This window comes from Herbaspirillum sp. WTB6 (genome assembly GCF_057457785.1).
Genome location: NZ_CP176522.1, coordinates 2196065 through 2215062, shown reverse-complemented (window position 1 = coordinate 2215062; position 18998 = coordinate 2196065). Strand labels below are relative to the sequence as shown.

Here is an 18998-nt window from a genome sequence, read left to right as displayed (position 1 = left end):
TTGCGATTTTCGCGGCATCACGCTTATCATTGGCCGCTCAATTACTTGATTCCGATTGATGCATACGAAGCAGCAATGAAGTTGCGGCGTCGCAATTTCTGTACACTGCATGGTTTCGCGCCTGCCCGGACGGCATCTTGCGCGCCAATTTCGAGACCCTATTCATGAGCAAAACCCTCATCATCGCCGAGAAACCCTCCGTCGCGAACGATATCGCGAAGGCGCTCGGCGGCTTCACCAAGCACGATGAGTACTTCGAGTCAGACCAGTATGTATTGTCGTCGGCGGTCGGCCACCTGCTGGAAATCGCGGTGCCGGAGCAATACGACGTCAAGCGCGGCAAATGGTCGTTCGCCAACCTGCCGATGATTCCGCCGCACTTCGACGTCAATCCGATCGCCAAGACCGAGGCGCGACTGAAGGTGCTGAACAAATTGATCAAGCGCAAGGACGTCACCGCCCTGATCAATGCCTGCGACGCCGGGCGCGAGGGCGAGCTGATTTTCCGCCTGATCGTGCAGCACGCGAAAGCGAAGCAGCCGATCCAGCGCCTGTGGCTGCAGTCGATGACCCCGGGCGCGATCCGCGACGGCTTCGCCAAGCTGCGCAGCGACGCCGAGATGCTGCCGCTGGCCGACGCCGCGCGCTGCCGCTCGGAAGCCGACTGGCTAATCGGCATCAACGGCACGCGCGCGATGACCGCCTTCAACTCGAAGGAAGGCGGCTTTTACCTGACCACGGTGGGCCGGGTGCAGACGCCGACGCTGTCGATCGTGGTCGAGCGCGAAGAGAAGATCAAGAAATTCGTACCGCGCGACTACTGGGAAGTGCGCGCCGAATTCGTCTGCGCCGCCGGCATCTACGAAGGGCGCTGGCTCGACACCAGGCACAAGAAGGACGAGACTGATCCCGAGAAGCGCGCCGAACGCCTGTGGAGCCGCGCCGCCGCCGAATCGATCGTGGCCGCCTGCCGCGGCAAGCTGGGTAACGTCACCGAAGAATCGAAGCCGACCACTTCGATGGCGCCGGCGCTGTTCGACTTGACCAGCCTGCAGCGCGAAGCCAACTCGCGCTTCGGCTTTTCCGCCAAGAACACGCTCGGGCTGGCGCAGGCGCTGTATGAAAAGCACAAGGTGCTGACCTATCCGCGTACCGATTCGCGCCACCTGCCGGAAGACTATCTCGCCAGCGTCAAGCAGACGCTGGAGACGATTGCCGAAAACCATAACTACCAGCAGTTCGCGGCGCAGATCCTGAACAAGAACTGGGTCAAACCGAACAAGCGGATTTTCGACAACACCAAGATTTCCGACCACTTCGCGATCATCCCGACCACGCAGGCGCCGAAAAACCTGTCGGAACCGGAACAGAAGCTGTACGACCTGGTGACCAAGCGCTTCATGGCGGTGTTTTTCCCGGCCGCCGAATTCCAGGTCACCACCCGCTATACCGAAGTCTCCGGCCACCAGTTCAAGACCGAGGGCAAGGTGATGACCAACCCCGGCTGGCTGGCGATCTACGGCAAGGAAGCAGCCGGCGACGACGACAAGGAAAACGCCGGCACGCTGGTGGCGGTGGCGAAAGGCGAAAAGGTCAAGACCGAAAAAGTCACCGCCAACGGCCTGGTCACCAAGCCGCCGGCGCGCTACACCGAAGCGACGCTGCTGTCGGCGATGGAAGGCGCCGGCAAGCTGGTCGACAACGAAGACCTGCGCGAGGCGATGGCCGGCAAGGGCCTGGGTACGCCGGCCACGCGGGCGGCGATCATCGAAGGCCTGCTGACCGAGAAATACCTGCTGCGCGAAGGCCGCGAGATGATGCCGACCGCCAAGGCGTTCCAGCTGATGACCCTGCTGCGAGGGCTCGGCGTCAACGAGCTGACGGCGCCGGAACTGACCGGCGGCTGGGAATACAAGCTGGCGCAGATGGAAAAGGGCAAGATCAGCCGCGAGGAGTTCATGCGCGAGATCGCGCAGATGACGCAGATCATCGTCAAGCGCGCCAAGGAATACGACAATGACACGATTCCCGGCGACTACGCGACGCTGTCGACACCGTGCCCGAATTGCGGCGGCGTGGTCAAGGAAAACTACCGCCGCTTCGCCTGTACCCAGTGCGAGTTTTCGATGTCGAAGACTCCGGGCGGGCGCCAGTTCGAAGTGGCCGAAGTGGAAGAACTGCTGAAGAACCGCAGCATCGGCCCGCTGCAGGGCTTCCGCTCGAAGATGGGACGGCCGTTCGCGGCGATCCTGAAGATTTCGCGCGACGAAGAGATCAACAACTTCAAGCTCGAATTCGACTTTGGCCAGGGCCAGGACGACGACGAAAACGCGGAAGGCGTCGATTTTTCCGGCCAGACGCCGCTCGGGCCGTGCCCGAAATGCGGCAGCGGCGTGTACGAAATGGGGCTGGCCTACGTCTGCGAAAAATCGGTGGCCAAGCCCAAGGCCTGCGACTTCCGCAGCGGCCGCATCATCCTGCAGCAAGAAATCCTGCCAGAGCAGATGACCAAGCTGCTGAACGACGGCAAGACTGATCTGCTGCCGGGCTTCGTCTCACAGCGCACGCGCCGTCCGTTCAAGGCCTTCCTGGTCAAGGGCAAGGATGGCAAGGTGAGCTTCGAGTTCGAGCCGCGCAAGGCAAAGGCTCCAGCGAAAAAAGACCAGGCAGCGGAGGCCGCCGCGGAGGACGGCGCGGCCGCGACGCCAAGCAGGAAAGCCGCCCCGAAAAAACCGGTCCGGGCCAGGGCTGCAGCGAAGAAAGCAAGTGCCTGACCTGGCAGCGCCTGCCTGATCCGGGTTTGCAAGCAACGTGAGAACCAGGCGTGCAGCCGCAGACCGTGCTGGTGCACGGCAAGGCGAAGCAACACAGTGTTCGCTTTGATTGCGAATCCGCCTGAACCAAGAGAGTAGACATGAATGACATCATCGAAGTCGGCCCGAGCCGCGACGAAACCAATCTGGCGATGCTGGCGCATCTGTTCGGCATCTTTACCGGCTTCATCGGCGCCATGGTGATCTGGCTGCTGAAGAAAGACGATTCCGCCTTCATCGGCCAGGAGGCGCTCGAAGCGCTGAATTTCCAGATCACGCTGATGGTCGGCTACGTGATTGCCGGCATCCTGGCGTTCTTGCTGATCGGCCTGATCCTGTTCCCGATCCTATTCATCCTGAACGTCGTGTTTTGCCTGATCGGGGCGACCAGCGCCTCCAAGGGCAAGCCGTACCGTTATCCGTATTCCCTGCGCCTGCTGAAATAACCCCGGCTCTCGCCCTCATTATGGAGTATGTGGCTAAAAAAGCCATTTTACGCCCGGCAAACACTGTCAACTCCGAGAGTATATGTGACGCCTGCGGCTGGCGCCGCACCGCTCACGCGCGTTCCGGCTCCAGCCCGGGGTAGCGCGGCCAATCCTCGTCCAGCGCCGCCCATGGCGGCACCGTGGTCGCGAAAATATGCGCGACCGGCACCGCATCGACCGCCGTGTCGAGCGTTCCCATGCGCAGCCGCAACACCTGCGGCGCATCGTCGCGCCGCGAATACAGTGGCGTGCCGCAGCGGCGGCAGAAGGCGCGCTGCTTGCCGGGCGAGGATTCGTATTCGGCGATCAACTCGGTCTCGCCGCTCCAGCGCAGCCGTGCGGCGTCGGCCGGCGCTGCGGTCACGCTGCCGCCCTGCGCCTTGCGACAGGTGGCGCAATGACAGACGGTGATGGCGCCGAAGCCGCCGTCATATTCGTAGCGCACGCCGCCGCACAGGCAACTTCCATGGATCATGTCGAACTCCGCTGATTGACGTTGCTTGTTTGAAGTGAGCGCGGCTCACGAATGGCCGAGCACCGGATGCGGCTGATAGGCGCTTTCCAGCGCGCCGATTTCTTCCGCCGTCAGGCTGAGCTCGGTCGCGGCCGCCGCCTGCTCCACCTGTCCCAGCTTGGAGGCGCCGACGATCGGCGCCGTCACGCCCTTGTGCAGCAGCCAGGCATACGCGGCCTGCGCATTCGAGATGCCCTTCGCCTGCGCCACCCTGGAGAGCGCCGCCACCACCGCGAAATCGGCGTCGTTGTAATAATACTTCTGCGCCATGTCGTCGCTGCCGGCGCGCGCGGTGGCCGCATGGGTGGTCGCGCCATCGACACCGCCCGCCCTGTCGCCGCGCGCCCGGTTGCCGGCCAAGAAGCCGCGCGCCAGTGGGCTCCACGGAATCAGCGCCACGCCCTGCTCGCGGCACAGCGGAATCATCTCGCGCTCTTCTTCGCGGTACACCAGGTTGTAGTGGTTCTGCATCGACACGAACGGCGTCCAGCCATGCTCCTTGGCCACCTGCTGCGCCTTGGCGAACTGCCAGGCCCACATGCTGGAAGCGCCGAGATAGCGCACCTTGCCGGCCTTCACCACGTCGTGCAGCGCCTCCATGGTTTCCTCGATCGGCGTCGCATAGTCCCAGCGGTGGATCTGGTACAGGTCGATGTAGTCGGTACCGAGGCGCGCGAGCGAAGCATCGACCGCGTGCAGGATGTGCTTGCGCGACAGGCCCTGCCGGTTCGGCCTCAATAGCTCCGGCGGCGCCGTGTGATGATCGAGATGCATCTGCTCGAACACCGGGAAAAACACCTTGGTCGCAATCACTACTTCCTCGCGCCGCGCATATTCTTTCAGCAGCGCGCCGGTGGCAGTTTCCGAGGCGCCGTTCGAGTACATGTCGGCGGTATCGAAAAAATTCACGCCAAGTTCCAGCGCGCGCCGCACGAACGGCCGCGCCGCCGAGGCATCCAGCACCCACGGCCGCCATCGCGGCGAACCATAGGTCATCATCCCGAGGCAGATGCGGGATACCTGAAGGCCGCTACGGCCGAGACGTGCATATTTCATGATCAATCCTTTTCCTGCCGCCGGCACCGACGGTTCCGCCAAAGCATGCCCGTCCGGAACCATCGCCGGCGCGGCCGATCTTAACAACAAAGGGAGTGAAACGTAGTCTGGCATCCGCCCCCTGTCAAGCATGCCCGCCAGCACCAACATTCACGGAGGAATCATGATTTCCCGCACTCTCGCTTCATTCACCTGCGCGGCCGCGCTGCTCGCACTATCGGCATGCTCCACTCCTCCCACCCGCCAACAGGTGGGCATCGGCACCGGTGCGGTGGTGGGCGGTGTGGTCGGCAATGCTGTCAGCGGCGGCGGCGCGCTCGGCACACTCGGCGGCGCAGCGGTCGGCGGCGTGATCGGCAACGAGGTCACCAAGCCGCATAAATAAAGATTGCGGCGCGGTCGCCGGGTTCCCGGCGGCGGATACGCGCCGCTTACTAGTGCTGCGTGCTTTCGTTTTCGGCGCCGGCAAAGTCCGGCTCGAAAAAACACCACACCGCTTGCGGCCATTGCCGCTGCAGCCCAGCTTCAATCGCGTTGATCGCCTCGACCAGCGCCCGATCGCTGCTTTGCGGACGCATTTCTGCCTGCACCGCGACCATCAGCTGCGCGCCCCATTGCAGCGTGATGAAGTTGATCACGCGCACGACTTCCGGATGCGTCTCGATATACGCCAGGATCGCGGCGTCGATTTCCGGATCGGCCGATTCGCCGGTCACCATCGCCTTCAGTTCGCGCGTGATCACCAGCGCCACGATCATCAGCAGCACGCCGACCGCGATCGAACCGAGCGCATCCCACAGTGGATTGCCGGTGACCACGCTCAGCAGCACCGCCGCGAAGGCCAGCGCCAGCCCGGCCAGCGCGGCGATGTCTTCGCCGGCAACCACCATCAGCTCCGATTGCCGGGTTTCGCGAAACCATTTCAGGAACGGCTTGCCGTTGGCAACCTTGCGGATCTCGCGCAGCGCGCCATACAGCGAAAACGCCTCCAGCGCGACCGAGATCCCGAGCACCGCCAGCACCACGATAGCATTGCTGAGCGGCTGCGGATGCTTCAGATGTTCGATCCCCTGCAGCACCGAAAAGGCGCCGCCTAGAAAGAACAGCAGCAGCGCCACCATCATCGCCCAGAAATACACCACCCGCGCGTGCCCCATCGGGTGCGCGCGGCTGATCGGCTGTTGCGCCTGGCGCAGGCCGATCAATAGAAATACCTGGTTGGTACAGTCAGCCAGCGAGTGGATCGCTTCCGCCAGCATCGCGTTCGAGCCGGAAAACAGCGCCGCACCGAACTTGGCCAGCGCGATGCCGCCGTTGGCACCGAGCGCATAGAAAATTGCCTTGGTTGAGCCTGCGGTATGCGCGGCCATCGGGGTCACTCCAAGTCGATCAAAGAGATCACATTAGCCGCTCCACTGCCGCCAGGCAAGCGCTGCCGGCGTTGCCGAATATCGTATTTATACTACTGTGCGCACCTGCGGACTTCGGTTACTCTAACCGCACAATAAACTGAATCACCCCATGGAGGAGAAACCATGAAACACCATCTGATCGCGGCGCTGGCCGTGCTCTGCTGTGCCGCCCCGCTGCAGGCCAAGGACATCCGGATCGCCCACGTCTATGACAAGACCGGCCCGCTCGAAGCCTACGCCAAGCAAACCCAGACCGGCCTCATGATGGGCCTCGAATATGCGACCGGCGGCAGCATGACGGTCAACGGCAGCAAGCTGGTGCTGATCGAGAAAGACACCCAGGGCAAGCCGGACGTCGCCAAGTCGCAACTGGCTGCCGCCTATGCCGACGACAACGCCGACATCGCGGTCGGTCCGACCGGCTCCGGCGTGGCGCTGGCGATGCTGCCGGTGGCCGAGGAATACAAGAAAATCCTGCTGGTGGAGCCGGCGGTGGCCGATGCCATCACCGGCGAAAAATGGAACCGCTACGTGTTCCGCACCGGCCGCAATTCGTCGCAGGATGCGATCTCGAACGCGGTCGCACTCGACAAGGACGGTGTCACGATCGCGACGCTGGCGCAGGATTATGCGTTCGGCCGCGACGGCGTCAAGGCCTTCAAGGACGCGCTCAAGCACGCCAAGATCGTGCATGAGGAATACCTGCCGACCAGCACCACCGACTTCACCGCCGGCGCCCAGCGCCTGTTCGACGCCTTGAAGGACAAGCCGGGACGCAAGGTGATCTTCATCATCTGGGCCGGCGCCGGCAACCCGTTCAAGATCGCCGACCTCGATCCGAAGCGCTACGGCATCGAGATCGCCACCGGCGGCAACATCCTGCCGGCGATGGCGTCCTACAAGAACTTCCCCGGCATGGAAGGCGCCACCTACTATTACTACGGCATCCCGAAGAACCCGGCCAACGACTGGCTGGTGAAGGAGCATGAAAAGCGCTTCAAGTCGCCGCCCGACTTCTTCACCGCCGGCGGCATGGCGGCCGGCATGGCACTGGTCGAGGCCTTCAAGAAGACCGGCGGCAGCACCGACACCGAAAAGCTGATCGCCACCATGGAAGGCATGAGCTTCGACACGCCCAAGGGCAAGATGACTTTCCGCAAGGAAGACCACCAGGCGCTGCAATCGATGTACCACTTCAAGATCAAGGTCGACCCGGCGCTCGCCTGGGGCGTGCCGGAACTGGTGCGCGAGATCAAGATCGAGGACATGAACATCCCGATCCGCAACAAGCGTTAAGCAATTGCTTTAGTTGCGGCGCGGATTGCCGGTGGCCCCACTCGCGCAGGGCGGGGCCGCCTTCGATTTACCTTGCCTGACGGCCGGCGTATCCAACCATTGACCAACGCTCCCGACGGAGGTTGACCATGTCCCTGCAACAATCTGATTCCCGACGCGCGGCCTCGCTCGAAACCCGCGACCTGACGATCCGCTTCGGCGGCCACGTCGCGGTCAATGCGGTGTCGTGTGCCTTTTTGCCCGGTACGCTGACCGCGATCGTCGGCCCCAACGGCGCCGGCAAGACTACCTATTTCAACCTGATTTCCGGCCAGTTGCAGTCCAGCGCCGGCCAGGTGCTGTTGGGCGGGCGCGATATCTCGGCGCTGCCGGTGGCGGCGCGCACCCACGCCGGCCTCGGGCGCGCCTTCCAGTTGACCAGCTTGTTCCCGCATCTGACGGTGCTGGAGAACGTGCGCCTGGTGCTGCAGTCGCGCCGCCACCTGGGGCTCGACCTGTGGCACGTCTGGAGCCGCCATCGCGACCTGATCGAGCGCGCCGAGCAGGTGCTGGAAACGGTGGCGCTGACGGCCAAGCGCGATTTGCCGGCGGCGGCGCTGCCGCACGGCGACCAGCGCAAGCTGGAAGTCGGCCTGTTGATGGCGCTCGACCCTGAGGTCTACATGTTCGACGAACCGACCGCCGGCATGAGCGTCGATGAAGTGCCGGTGATCCTCGACCTGATCCGTCAACTGAAGGCGCATTCGGGCAAGACCATCCTGCTGGTCGAACACAAGATGGACGTCGTGCGCGAACTGGCGGACCGCATCATCGTACTGCACAACGGCACCCTGATGGCGGACGGCGAACCGGAACGGGTGATCGCCTCGCCGGTGGTGCAGCAAGCCTATCTCGGCCTGGCGCCGTTGGAGGAAGCCGCATGAACGCCACGACACTCTCGCCGCTGCTGACGCTGAAAGGCGTGCATACCCACATCGGCGCCTATCACATCCTGCACGGCGTCGACCTCGACGTGCCGCGCGGGCAACTGACGATGCTGCTGGGCCGCAACGGCGCCGGCAAGACCACCACTTTGCGCACCATCATGGGCCTGTGGTCGGCGTCGCAGGGCCGCATCAGCTTCGACGGCGCCGACATCACAGGCCAGGCCACGCCCGACATTTCGCAGCGCGGCATCGCCTACGTGCCGGAAAACATGGGCATCTTCGCCGACCTGTCGGTCAAGGAAAACATGCTGCTGGCGGCGCGTGCCGCGCGCCGCATCGACGACATCGACAGCCGGCGGCTGGAATGGATTTTCGAACTGTTTCCGGCCATCCGGAAATTCTGGCTGCACCCGGCCGGCAAGCTGTCCGGCGGCCAGAAGCAGATGCTGGCGGTGGCACGCGCGATCGTCGAGCCGCGCCAGCTGCTGTTGATCGATGAACCGAGCAAGGGGCTGGCGCCGGCGATCATCGCCAACATGATCGACGCCTTCCGCCAACTGAAGCAGACCGACACCACGATCCTGCTGGTCGAGCAGAACTTCAATTTCGCCCGGCAGCTGGGCGACACGGTGGCGGTGATGGACGACGGCAAGATCGTGCATCGCGGGCAGATGGCGGAACTGGCGCAGGACGAGGAATTGCAGACGCGCCTGTTGGGCCTGTCGCTGGCGGCGCACCACTGAGCGGCACACATGAGCGCGACAAACGGAGACACGATGGAACCAAGCACGACCCTGCCGGCCGCGCCGACGACGCCGGCGGCAACACCAGCGGCCCCGGCCGCCAGGACAATCGACTGGGCGCCGCTGCTGCTGGTGCCGGCGCTGGCGGCTGCGGCGCTGCCGCTGATCGGATCAGTCCCGACCTGGATCACGCTGACCGCCGCCGGCCTGGCGATGGGCATGATCATCTTCATCATCGCCTCCGGCCTGACGCTGATTTTCGGCCTGATGGACGTATTGAATTTCGGCCACGGCGTGTTCATCGCGCTCGGTGCCTTCGTCGCGGTGTCGGTGCTGGGCGCGCTCCCGGGCTGGACCGCGGCCGACGACCTCGGCCTGAACCTGGCCGCGCTCGGGCTGGCGGTGGCCGCAGCCATGCTGGCCGCCGGCGCGCTCGGCTGGGTGTTTGAGCGGGTGCTGGTGCGCAAGGTGTACGGACTGCACCTGATGCAAATCCTGATCACGATGGGCGGCATGGTGATCGGCGAGGAATTGATCAAGGTGATCTGGGGGCCGCAGCAGATTCCGCTGCCGCTGCCGGGCGCGCTGCGCGGCGCGCTGCTGGTGGGCGAGGCCGCGATCGAGAAATACCGGGTGCTGGCGGTGGTGGTCGGGCTGGCGGTGTTCATCGGCCTGCTGCTGATGCTGAACCGCACCAAGCTTGGCCTCCTGATCCGCGCCGGGGTGCAGGACCGGGAAATGGTCGAGAGCCTCGGCTACCGCATCCGCCGCCTGTTTGTCGGCGTGTTCGTCGCCGGCTCGGCGTTGGCCGGCCTCGGCGGCGTGATGTGGGGGCTGTACCAGCAAAACGTGATTCCGCAGATGGGGGCGCAGGTCAACGTGCTGATCTTCATCGTCATCATCATCGGCGGCCTCGGCTCGACCGCCGGCTGCTTTCTGGGCGCGCTGCTGGTCGGCCTGCTGGCCAATTACACCGGCTTCCTGGCGCCCAAGGTGGCGCTGTTTTCCAACATTCTGCTGATGGTCGCGATCCTGCTGTGGCGGCCGCAGGGCTTGTATTCCGGTGGCAAGCAATGATCGGCCGCCTGCTCTCCCAGGACTTGCCAAGGAGCCGGCTGCTGGCGCTGCTGCTGATCGCGATCGTGCTGGGCCTGGCGTTGGCGCCGTTCCTGTTCCCCGGCGCCAAGGCGCTGAATGTCGCCGCCAAGATCCTGATCTTCATCGTGCTGGTCGCCAGCTACGACCTCTTGCTCGGTTACACCGGCATCGTTTCGTTCGCGCACACGATGTTCTTCGGCATCGGCGCCTACGGGGTGGCGATCGCCAGCAGCCAGCTCGGCCCGGGCTGGGGCAATCTGGCGCTCGGCATCGGCGCCGCACTGCTGTTATCGCTCGCACTGTCGCTCGTGATCGGGCTGTTTTCGCTGCGCGTGCGGGCGATCTTTTACGCGATGATCACGCTGGCGGTGGCGGCGGCGTTCCAGACGCTGGCTTCGCAGCTCTCGAACATCACCGGCGGCGAGGACGGCCTGAGCTTCAAGCTGCCGGAACTCTTGTCGCCGGCCTTCCGCCTGCTGGAAGAGCCGCTGTTCGGTGTCGTCGTCAACGGCAAGCTGATCACCTATTACCTGGTGTTCTTCGCTGCCGCCCTGCTGTTTCTGGCGCTGCTGCGCATCGTCAATTCGCCGTTCGGCCGCGTGCTGCAGGCGATCCGCGAAAACGACTTCCGTGCCGAGGCGATCGGCTACCGCACGGTGGTGTTCCGCACGCTGTCGAACGTGCTGGCGGCGCTGTTCGCGACGCTGGCCGGCAGCCTGCTGGCGATCTGGCTGCGCTACAACGGCGCCGACACTTCGCTGTCGTTCGAGATCATGATCGACATCCTGTTGATCGTGGTGATCGGTGGCATGGGCACGATGTATGGCGCAGTCTGCGGCGCCACCATCTTCATCCTGGCGCAGAGCTACCTGCAGGATTTGATGGCGGCAGGCGCCGGCGCCGCGCAAGGCGTGCCGCTGCTGGCGGCGTTACTATCACCGGACCGCTGGCTGCTTTGGCTGGGCATCCTGTTCGTGCTGTCGGTATATTTCTTCCCGACCGGCATCGTCGGCAAACTGCGCACCTGGAGATCACGATGACGCCTACCTCGCACTACCTGCGCTGCTGCGAACGGGAAATCCATTACACCGCCTGGGGCAAGAAAAGTGCGCCGCCGCTGATCCTGTGGCATGGGCTGGCGCGCACCGGGCGCGACTTCGACGACCTGGCGCAGGCGCTGGCCGGCGACTACCGCATCGTTTGCCCCGACACCATCGGCCGCGGTCTGTCGCAGTGGAGCCCGGACCCGGATGCCGAATACTGCCTGGCGTTCTACGCGCAGATCGCGCAGGCGCTGGCCGACCAGCTCGGCATCGAACGCATGCGCTGGGTCGGCACTTCGATGGGCGGCGCGCTCGGCATGGTGGCCGCCGCCACTGCGCTCAAGGGTCGCATCAGCCACCTGGTGCTGAACGACATCGGGCCGGAGTTGGCGACGGTCGCGATCGAGCGCATCAAGTCCTACGCCGGCAGCCCGCCGGCGTTCGACACCGTGACCGAACTGGAAACCTACCTGCGGACGATCTATAAGCCCTACGGCTGGCAGAGCGACGCCCAGTGGCGACGGATGACCGAAACCTCGGTGCGGCGCCTGCCGAACGGCCAGGTCACCACGCATTACGACCCGGCGATGGTGCGCCAGTTCTTCGTCCATCCGCACGACTATGACCTATGGGACGCCTACGACACGCTGGAGCTGCCGACGCTGGTGTTGCGCGGCGAACACTCCGATCTGCTGACCGCCGCCACCGCCGAACAGATGACCCGGCGCGGGCCGCGCGCGCAGCTGGTGGAAATCGCCGAATGCGGCCACGCGCCGTGCCTGAACGTGCCGCACCAGATCGAGCTGGTACGGGCATTTCTCGCCACTGCGGATTGATATACCGGGAGTATGGGCAAAAACAAGCCATTTCCGTTCGAGAAAATTACGGGTCGAATAATACTGCCATACGTATGAACCAAGGCCGGGCAACACTACCGTGCCGTGCGCGGCTGCCGGCACCGCCTTGCGGCCAGAATTCATTGCATCAGCCCTAGCCGCTGCACCCCCGCAGGAAGCAAAGTTCATTGCTTTAGAGCAGTTTTTTCGGCAAACTTTTGGCTCGGCATGTTTGCCCACACTCGCCCGCTGCTTCCTCCATGCCGTCCTTCCCGAATCTCTGGAAAAAATATCACCTGCTGATCTGGTTGAGCGTGCTGCTGGTCGTCGGTTTTGTCACCACCAGCGTTGCCAGCTATATCGTTTCGCGCGACACGATACGGCGCGATATTACCGAGCAGGGTCTGCCGCTGACCGGCGACAGCATCTATTCCGAAATCCAGAAAAACATCCTGCGTCCGACCTTCATTTCTTCGCTGATGGCACACGACACCTTTGTGCGCGACTGGATCTTGAACGGCGAAAAGGATGACGACCAGATCGTGCGCTACCTGGCCGAGATCAAGCAGAAATACGGCACCGTCAGCAGCTTCCTGATTTCCAACCGCAGCTACAAATACTATTACGGCGAGGGGCTGCTGAAATCGGTCGACCCGAAGGCGGAGCGCGATGTCTGGTTTTTCCGCGTGCGCGACATGAGCCAGCCGTATGAGATCAATATCGATCTGGACATGGCCAACCGCGACACCGTGACCATCTTCGTCAACTACCGGGTGCTCGACTACCAAGGCAATTTTATCGGCGCCACCGGCGTCGGCCTGACACTCAATGCCCTGGCGCACACCATTGACGACGCGCAAAAGCGCTTCCAGCGCAGCATCTATTTCGTCGCCCCCGACGGCAAGATCATGGCCGCCGGCAGCGCGATGAATGTGCCCCAAGGGTCGATCCACCAACTGCCCGGCATTTCATCGATTGCCGCGCGCATCCTCAACCACAGCACCGAACCGACGCAACTGCAATATCGGCGCGATCACGCCACGGTGCTGGTCAATTCGCGCTTCATTCCCGAACTGGGATGGTATCTGGTGGTGTCGCAAGACGAGCGGGAGGCGGTCAAGCCCTTGCTGCAGGTATTCCTGATGAACCTCGCCGTCAGTTCGGCGGTGACGCTGTTGGTCCTGACGCTGACCCTGTTTGCGGTGACCCGCTTCCAGCGCCGCCTGGAAAATGCGGCCGCGGTCGATGCGATGACCGGCATGCTGAACCGCCAGCATTTCGAATCCGCCTTCGAGCAGGCCAGGCGCGACGCCCGCCGCAGCCGGCAGCCGATGTCGCTGATTCTGGTCGACATCGACCTGTTCAAGGCGATCAACGACCAACACGGCCACCTGGCCGGCGATAAGGTGATCGCCGCCGTTGCCGACCTGATCCGGGACTCGGTACGCCAGAACGATGTGCTCGGCCGCTGGGGCGGCGAGGAATTCCTGATCCTGCTGAAGGATTGCCGATCCGAACAGGCCTACGCGCTTGCCGACAAGCTGCGCCAGTCGATCGCGGCGCAACGCTTCCACTTCGACGGCGGAGAAGTCAGCGTCAGCGCCAGCATGGGGGTGGCCGAGTGCCGGGCCGACGAGCCGCTGGCCGGCACTTTCGCGCGCGCCGACGCCTCGCTGTATCGCGCCAAGGGCGACGGACGCAACCGGGTCGAACTCGCCGCCGCCTGACGTTGCGCCGGCGGCCCGCTATGGCAGCGGGGCGGACTCGCTGCGCGTGACCAGCAACTGGTCGATCCGGTAATTGTCGATATCGACCACCTCGAACTTGTAGCCGGCATGCTGCACGCAGTCGGTGCGTTTCGGAATCTTGCGTAACTGGTACATCATGAAACCGGCGATGGTTTCGTAGTTTTCGCTGTCCGGGAAATCATCGATGTCGAGCGCGCGCTGCACGTCCTGCACCGGCGTGATGCCGTCCACCAGCCAGGTGCGCTCGTCGCGCCGCACGATCTGGTCTTCCGCCGACGGGCTGGCGATATCGCCCATCAGCGTGCTCATCACATCGTTTAACGTGATGACGCCGACCACCCGCGCGTATTCGTTCAGCACCACCGCGAAATCCTCGCGCGTGCCCTTGAAGCGATCCAGCACTTCGGACAGCGTCAGCGTTTCCGGGATCGCCAGCACGGTGTGCATCGTCAGTTCGCTCAATGCGATCGTCTTGCCGTTCAGCAGGCGCATCAACATGTCCTTGGCATTGACGTAGCCGAGCACGCTGTCGACATCGTCGGTGCACACCAGGTACGAGGTGTGCGGCTGCTCGGCGATCTTGCGCTTGATGCCGGCCTCGCTTTCCTGCAGCGAGAAATAGACGATGTCCTCGCGCTGCGTCATCGAGGCGCTGGCGGTGCGCGACTCCAGCTCCAGCACGTTCTCGATCAAATGGTGTTCCTGCTGCTGCAATACGCCAGCGGAAGCGCCGGCATCCATCATCGCCAAGATGTCGTCGGCGGTGATGTCGTCGCTGCGCGCGGTCGGCAGCTTGAATAGCCGCAGCAGCAGGTCGGCCAGGCCGTTGAACACCAGCACCAGCGGCTTGAACAGGCGCACGCAGAACAGCATCGTGCCGACCGTGGCCAGCGCCACCCGCTCCGGCGCGATCATCGCCAGCCGCTTCGGGATCAGGTCGGCGATCAGGATGAAGAGCGAAGTCATCAACAGGAACGACAGCACCGGCGCCGCCTGCGCGGCGAACGGCAGGCCGGCCGGCAGATACGCCAGCAGCGCGGCAAAGTGCGGCGAGAACACCGCTTCGGAGAGGATGCCGCCCAGGATCGCGACCGCGTTCAGGCCGATCTGCACCACCGTGAAGAAATGCCCCGGCTGCGCCTGCAGCGCCAGCACGCGGGCGGCGTTACGGTTGCCCTCGTCGGCCAGCAACTGCAGCTTGAATTTGCGCGCGGCGGCCAGCGAGATTTCGGCGCAGGAAAAAAATGCGCTGCAGCCGATCAGGGCAAGGACGATCAACAGGGTGCTGGGCAGGCTCATCGGTTTTCGGCTTTTGGCCAGGAATGCGGTTGGATGATTGCTTGCGATCATAGCATCGGCGCGGCCATGCACGGCCTCCGCTACCTGGCCTGCCACCGGCGCCGGGCCACCTCCGGCGGCGCTTTAGGCTACACTCGCTTTCCATCGATCCGACTCGTTTGCCGCCATGTTGACTGCCTCCCGCGCACCTTCGCTGACCACCCTGCTCCTCGCCAGCGGCGTGGTGCTGACCCTGGCGATGGGCGTGCGCCACGGCTTCGGCTTCTGGCTGCAGCCGATTTCGCAGGCGCATGGCTGGACCCGCGAAACCTATTCGCTGGCGATGGCGCTGCAAAACCTGATGTGGGGCGTGTTCGGCCCGTTCGCCGGCATGGCGGCCGACCGTCTGGGCACCGCGCGCGTGGTGATCGCCGGCGCCCTGCTGTACATGGCTGGACTGTTGTGGATGGCGCTGGTCAGCCAGCCGACGCTGTTCGTACTCGGCTCCGGCGTCCTGATCGGCGCCGCGCTGTCCTGCACCGCATTCGGCGCGATTGCCGGCATCATCGGCCGCCACGCCCCGGAAGCGAAACGCTCCTGGGCCTTCGGCATTTCGGCCGCGGCTGGCTCCTTCGGCCAGTTCGCGATGATGCCGGTGGAGCAGCAACTGATCTCGCTGACCGGCTGGCAGAATGCCTTACTGATCCTGGCCGCGCTGGTGGTGCTGGCGATGATCCCGATGGGATTCCGCCTGCGCGAACCGGCACCGGCCAAGACGCACGGGCCGCAGCAAAGCAGTTGGCACGCGACGCGCGAAGCCTTCGGCCACCGGCCATTCCTGCTGCTGCTGTCGGGCTATTTCGTATGCGGTTTCCAGGTGGTGTTCATCGGCGTCCACCTGCCGGCCTACCTGCGGGACAAGGGCATCCTCGACCCGAACGTGGCGGTGATCGCGCTGGCGCTGGTCGGCCTGTTCAATATTTTCGGCTCCTTCTACGCCGGCAAGCTGGGCGGTATCTTTCCCAAGCGCTACCTGCTGGCGCTGATCTATATTGGCCGCTCGGCCATCATCGGCCTGTTCCTGCTGGCGCCGCTGTCGCCGGCCTCGACCTACGTCTTTGCCGCCGCGCTCGGCCTGCTGTGGCTATCCACCGTACCCCTGACCAATGGCGTGATCGCCGGCATCTTCGGCGTGCGCAACCTGTCGATGTTGTCCGGCTTCGTGTTTTTCTCGCACCAAGTCGGCAGTTTCCTCGGGGTCTGGCTGGGCGGCTTCCTGTATGCGCGCCAGGGCAGCTACGACACGGTCTGGGGCATCGTGCTGGCGCTCGGCGTATTCGCGGCGCTGATCAACCTGCCGATCAATGAAAAGGCGATCGCGCGCGGCCAGCCGGTGCTGGCCTGAGCGAGCGCACCGGCCATGGTGCATGGGTCTCATTGAAGATGCAAAATGGCTCATTCGCGTGAAAATTTCATTTCACAGAACGTGACGCCATGATTTCGCTGTTGCAATTCCCATAGGCGTAAGAGGATGATAACTTAGCTTCATGCTCAAATTGCCATCTTCCCTTAGCTGGTTGATTGAAAAACGTGGACGAGTTGATGGTTCGATCCAGAAAATCGAACAATATCTGGACAACCATCGGCGTCAATTTGAAAAATATCAGGAATTAACCAATGAACTCTCCCTATTGAAAGAGACATTGGCCTCAATCGATACGGCCTTACGACTGCACAAGTTGCAAGTTGATCCTCAAAACATCCCTGCGATTCGCGGGAAAAATCCTATCACCGACCTGCCACGTGGAGCGTTAACTCAGCTCATCTGCGAAAGAATAGAAATGGGCAAGGGGACCCCAATCTCTTCAGAGCAAATCGTCGATTTCATTTTGGAGCATCGGCAAACTGCAGGTGAGCCACCAATTGTCCGGACCTTTCTCTCTAAGCAGGTCACCAGACGACTTAATGGTTTATATCGGGAAAAGCAATTGGTACGCCACCATCCGCAGCAAACGAGTTATTGTGGATGGTGGACACTTTCTTCAAATCTCACCCAAGATATTCAAGCGGCAGACGACGCCCTTGACAGTAGCCTCTAAAAGCAAACGAGATAGCTCCTCGCAGAACGGAACTGAGCAGAGATTTGAATTTCTCTTTCATCGATTTTTTTCGATTGTCATCACGCCAGCCAAATTCCGCAGCATAGAATGCGAGATATTTCGGACGCATGCCGTGATATACACCATACTCAGCACGACGTAGGCGAGAAAAAAGTCCTTCGGCTTGGTTGTTATTGACGCCATCGTCTGTCGAATACTCAACTGAGTGACGCACTGTTTTATGGTGATAACCAAGGCTTTTCAACGCTGAAAACGCCTTCCCATCATCAGTTTCGATATAGGTTCCTAGTGCAACATACTTCCGTACCGCTTCAATTACTTCAGCAGAAGATTCAGCCGTCAGCACACACGTAATCGTACGAACTACGCCATGGCCTTTTTCGCCTATCTGCCGTAATGCCAAGATGATGCGACGATTCTTGAGCTTATCAATGTTCCAAGGTTCGATTGGAAGACGATTGGGAACCATGCCTGCTTTCCGGTTCTTCAAATGGTTGTTGATGATGTTGTTGTCCATTTTCAGACGCTTGCGACCGCGGCGTGGTTTGCCGCAAACGTGGCAACCGTCGATCTGCACATGACTGTTAAGTTTCATACGATCTTGATCATGAAAGATCGCTTCACGAACCTTGTTCAAGTTCTGCCATGCAGTGCGATAGGTAATGCCCAACTTGGAGCAAATATCACTGGCAGCAATTCCCTTCGGAGCAACCGCATATTCGTAGATCAGTTCAATTAGTTTCACGAAGGGTAAACGGCGGTTTGCGAATGGCGTATCTGATGTGACACTGAAAACGTGACCGCATAATTTGCATCGCCATTGTTTTCTGGCCGGATTGGGATAGTGATTATCAATTTCGTGACAGGTCGGACATGGCATGTAGGTTTTGCTTCCCCAGCGAATTTCGCAGAATAGCTCCCAAGCACTACGCTCCGTCATTTGTTTGATTTCGTCTCGGGAAAAATCCCGGAATTTTTTACTTCTTGAGATGTGCTGCGCCATCCAATGCCCCTTGAGCTTGGGTTGTGCTGTCAGGTCATGATTTTTTATCTCATGACCCACCTGATGTCGGGTTTCCCCCGACAGGGGGCACAGCGTTGGGCAAAACCTCCCCTCAAGCGAATGTTTGCTTGACAGTTCCATCCAACCTCAGCACAATGAATGCACAGGTGACCACTTGTGCACTTTTCCGAGCCCGAATCTCCTCGCCAAAGGACTTCGGGCTTTGTGCTTTCTGCGCCAGTAGTTCCGTTTATGGGTCCATGGCGCCTCCGTTTTCTTGATCCGAGCGGGTAGTAGAGCGATTTCGTTGTCCAGCAAGCCAGGCCGCGACGTCTTTCGTCAGCACGAATTTCCCTCTTCTCTGCTCAAGACCGAATACTGGGATGGGCACCGTCTTGCGCGCGAGCGCCTGTCGGAAGGCGTCTTTCGATGGATAGCCGAGCGCAATCCGCAAAGGCTCTCCCGTCATCATCGGGCCATGCAGCCGTAGAAGGGATTCGAGGAGTTGCGCTTCCAGGAGAGATGGTGTGTCAAGGGTTTCCGTTGGTGTATTCATAAATGGTGGCTGAAAGCTGGTAGTCACATATTGTTTGTGACTTGCCCCATTTTTTCCACCCGAACTGA

Annotated in this window: 18 protein-coding genes; 12 read left to right on the top strand and 6 right to left on the bottom strand. The window is 62.1% G+C overall.

Going from position 1 to position 18998, the window contains the following annotated elements:
• Window positions 1-164 precede the first annotated feature (164 nt).
• Entirely contained in the window at window positions 165-2774 is a 2610-nt protein-coding gene (locus ACK2VC_RS10320; protein ID WP_486730257.1) for a DNA topoisomerase III, read from the top strand.
• A 140-nt stretch (window positions 2775-2914) separates the two neighbouring features.
• A complete protein-coding gene (locus tag ACK2VC_RS10315; RefSeq protein WP_486730256.1) occupies window positions 2915-3259 on the top strand; it encodes a DUF4870 domain-containing protein in 345 nt (114 codons plus the stop codon).
• A 112-nt stretch (window positions 3260-3371) separates the two neighbouring features.
• Here the strand turns inward: ACK2VC_RS10315 and ACK2VC_RS10310 are convergent, their stop codons facing one another.
• Both ACK2VC_RS10310 and ACK2VC_RS10305 read right to left on the bottom strand, forming a co-directional pair.
• Window positions 3372-3776: a GFA family protein gene (locus ACK2VC_RS10310; RefSeq protein ID WP_486730255.1), complete on the bottom strand. Its 405-nt coding sequence runs from the start codon at window positions 3774-3776 to the stop codon at window positions 3372-3374.
• Between the two features lie 45 nt (window positions 3777-3821).
• On the bottom strand, window positions 3822-4871 hold the full coding sequence (locus ACK2VC_RS10305) for an aldo/keto reductase (protein WP_486730254.1): 1050 nt from the start codon (window positions 4869-4871) through the stop codon (window positions 3822-3824).
• Between the two features lie 163 nt (window positions 4872-5034).
• Between ACK2VC_RS10305 and ACK2VC_RS10300 the strand changes: the two genes are divergently transcribed.
• Complete coding sequence (locus ACK2VC_RS10300) at window positions 5035-5256, top strand: glycine zipper 2TM domain-containing protein (RefSeq protein ID WP_486730253.1); 222 nt, start codon at window positions 5035-5037, stop codon at window positions 5254-5256.
• A 49-nt stretch (window positions 5257-5305) separates the two neighbouring features.
• Here the strand turns inward: ACK2VC_RS10300 and ACK2VC_RS10295 are convergent, their stop codons facing one another.
• On the bottom strand, window positions 5306-6241 hold the full coding sequence (locus tag ACK2VC_RS10295; RefSeq protein WP_486730252.1) for a cation diffusion facilitator family transporter: 936 nt from the start codon (window positions 6239-6241) through the stop codon (window positions 5306-5308).
• A gap of 165 nt (window positions 6242-6406) precedes the next feature.
• Between ACK2VC_RS10295 and ACK2VC_RS10290 the strand changes: the two genes are divergently transcribed.
• The 7 genes from ACK2VC_RS10290 (at window position 6407) to ACK2VC_RS10260 (ending at window position 13952) form a co-directional block, all read left to right on the top strand.
• Entirely contained in the window at window positions 6407-7579 is a 1173-nt protein-coding gene (locus tag ACK2VC_RS10290) for a substrate-binding domain-containing protein (protein WP_486730251.1), read from the top strand.
• A 128-nt stretch (window positions 7580-7707) separates the two neighbouring features.
• Complete coding sequence (locus ACK2VC_RS10285; RefSeq protein ID WP_486730250.1) at window positions 7708-8502, top strand: ABC transporter ATP-binding protein; 795 nt, start codon at window positions 7708-7710, stop codon at window positions 8500-8502.
• A complete protein-coding gene (locus ACK2VC_RS10280; RefSeq protein ID WP_486730249.1) occupies window positions 8499-9248 on the top strand; it encodes an ABC transporter ATP-binding protein in 750 nt (249 codons plus the stop codon). Before ACK2VC_RS10285 ends, ACK2VC_RS10280 begins: the two co-directional genes overlap by 4 nt.
• 33 nt (window positions 9249-9281) lie before the next feature.
• Window positions 9282-10325: a branched-chain amino acid ABC transporter permease gene (locus ACK2VC_RS10275; RefSeq protein ID WP_486730248.1), complete on the top strand. Its 1044-nt coding sequence runs from the start codon at window positions 9282-9284 to the stop codon at window positions 10323-10325.
• The gene (locus ACK2VC_RS10270; RefSeq protein WP_486730247.1) at window positions 10322-11386 is read left to right on the top strand and encodes a branched-chain amino acid ABC transporter permease; all 1065 of its coding nucleotides are present in this window, start codon (window positions 10322-10324) and stop codon (window positions 11384-11386) included. The genes ACK2VC_RS10275 and ACK2VC_RS10270 overlap by 4 nt, the downstream gene beginning before the upstream one ends.
• Complete coding sequence (locus ACK2VC_RS10265) at window positions 11383-12225, top strand: alpha/beta fold hydrolase (RefSeq protein WP_486730246.1); 843 nt, start codon at window positions 11383-11385, stop codon at window positions 12223-12225. Before ACK2VC_RS10270 ends, ACK2VC_RS10265 begins: the two co-directional genes overlap by 4 nt.
• 260 nt (window positions 12226-12485) lie before the next feature.
• Complete coding sequence (locus tag ACK2VC_RS10260) at window positions 12486-13952, top strand: sensor domain-containing diguanylate cyclase (RefSeq protein WP_486730245.1); 1467 nt, start codon at window positions 12486-12488, stop codon at window positions 13950-13952.
• Window positions 13953-13970: 18 nt separating this feature from the next.
• Here ACK2VC_RS10260 and paeA read toward each other — a convergent pair whose 3' ends face one another.
• Complete coding sequence (gene paeA, locus ACK2VC_RS10255; protein WP_486730244.1) at window positions 13971-15272, bottom strand: polyamine export protein PaeA; 1302 nt, start codon at window positions 15270-15272, stop codon at window positions 13971-13973.
• A 166-nt stretch (window positions 15273-15438) separates the two neighbouring features.
• On the opposite strand from paeA, the gene ACK2VC_RS10250 reads away from it, so the two are divergent.
• Window positions 15439-16656, top strand: coding sequence for an MFS transporter (locus ACK2VC_RS10250; protein WP_486730243.1), 1218 nt, complete (start codon window positions 15439-15441; stop codon window positions 16654-16656).
• A gap of 142 nt (window positions 16657-16798) precedes the next feature.
• Window positions 16799-17350 carry a hypothetical protein gene (locus ACK2VC_RS10245; protein ID WP_486730242.1) on the top strand — a complete coding sequence of 184 codons (552 nt, stop codon included), beginning with the start codon at window positions 16799-16801 and terminating at the stop codon, window positions 17348-17350.
• On the opposite strand, the gene ACK2VC_RS10240 is transcribed toward ACK2VC_RS10245, so the two are convergent.
• Entirely contained in the window at window positions 17301-18515 is a 1215-nt protein-coding gene (locus ACK2VC_RS10240; RefSeq protein ID WP_486730241.1) for an IS1595 family transposase, read from the bottom strand. The two genes, ACK2VC_RS10245 and ACK2VC_RS10240, sit on opposite strands and share 50 nt — an antisense overlap.
• 109 nt (window positions 18516-18624) lie before the next feature.
• Window positions 18625-18930 carry a hypothetical protein gene (locus ACK2VC_RS10235; RefSeq protein ID WP_486730240.1) on the bottom strand — a complete coding sequence of 102 codons (306 nt, stop codon included), beginning with the start codon at window positions 18928-18930 and terminating at the stop codon, window positions 18625-18627.
• Between the last annotated feature and the right edge of the window lie 68 nt (window positions 18931-18998).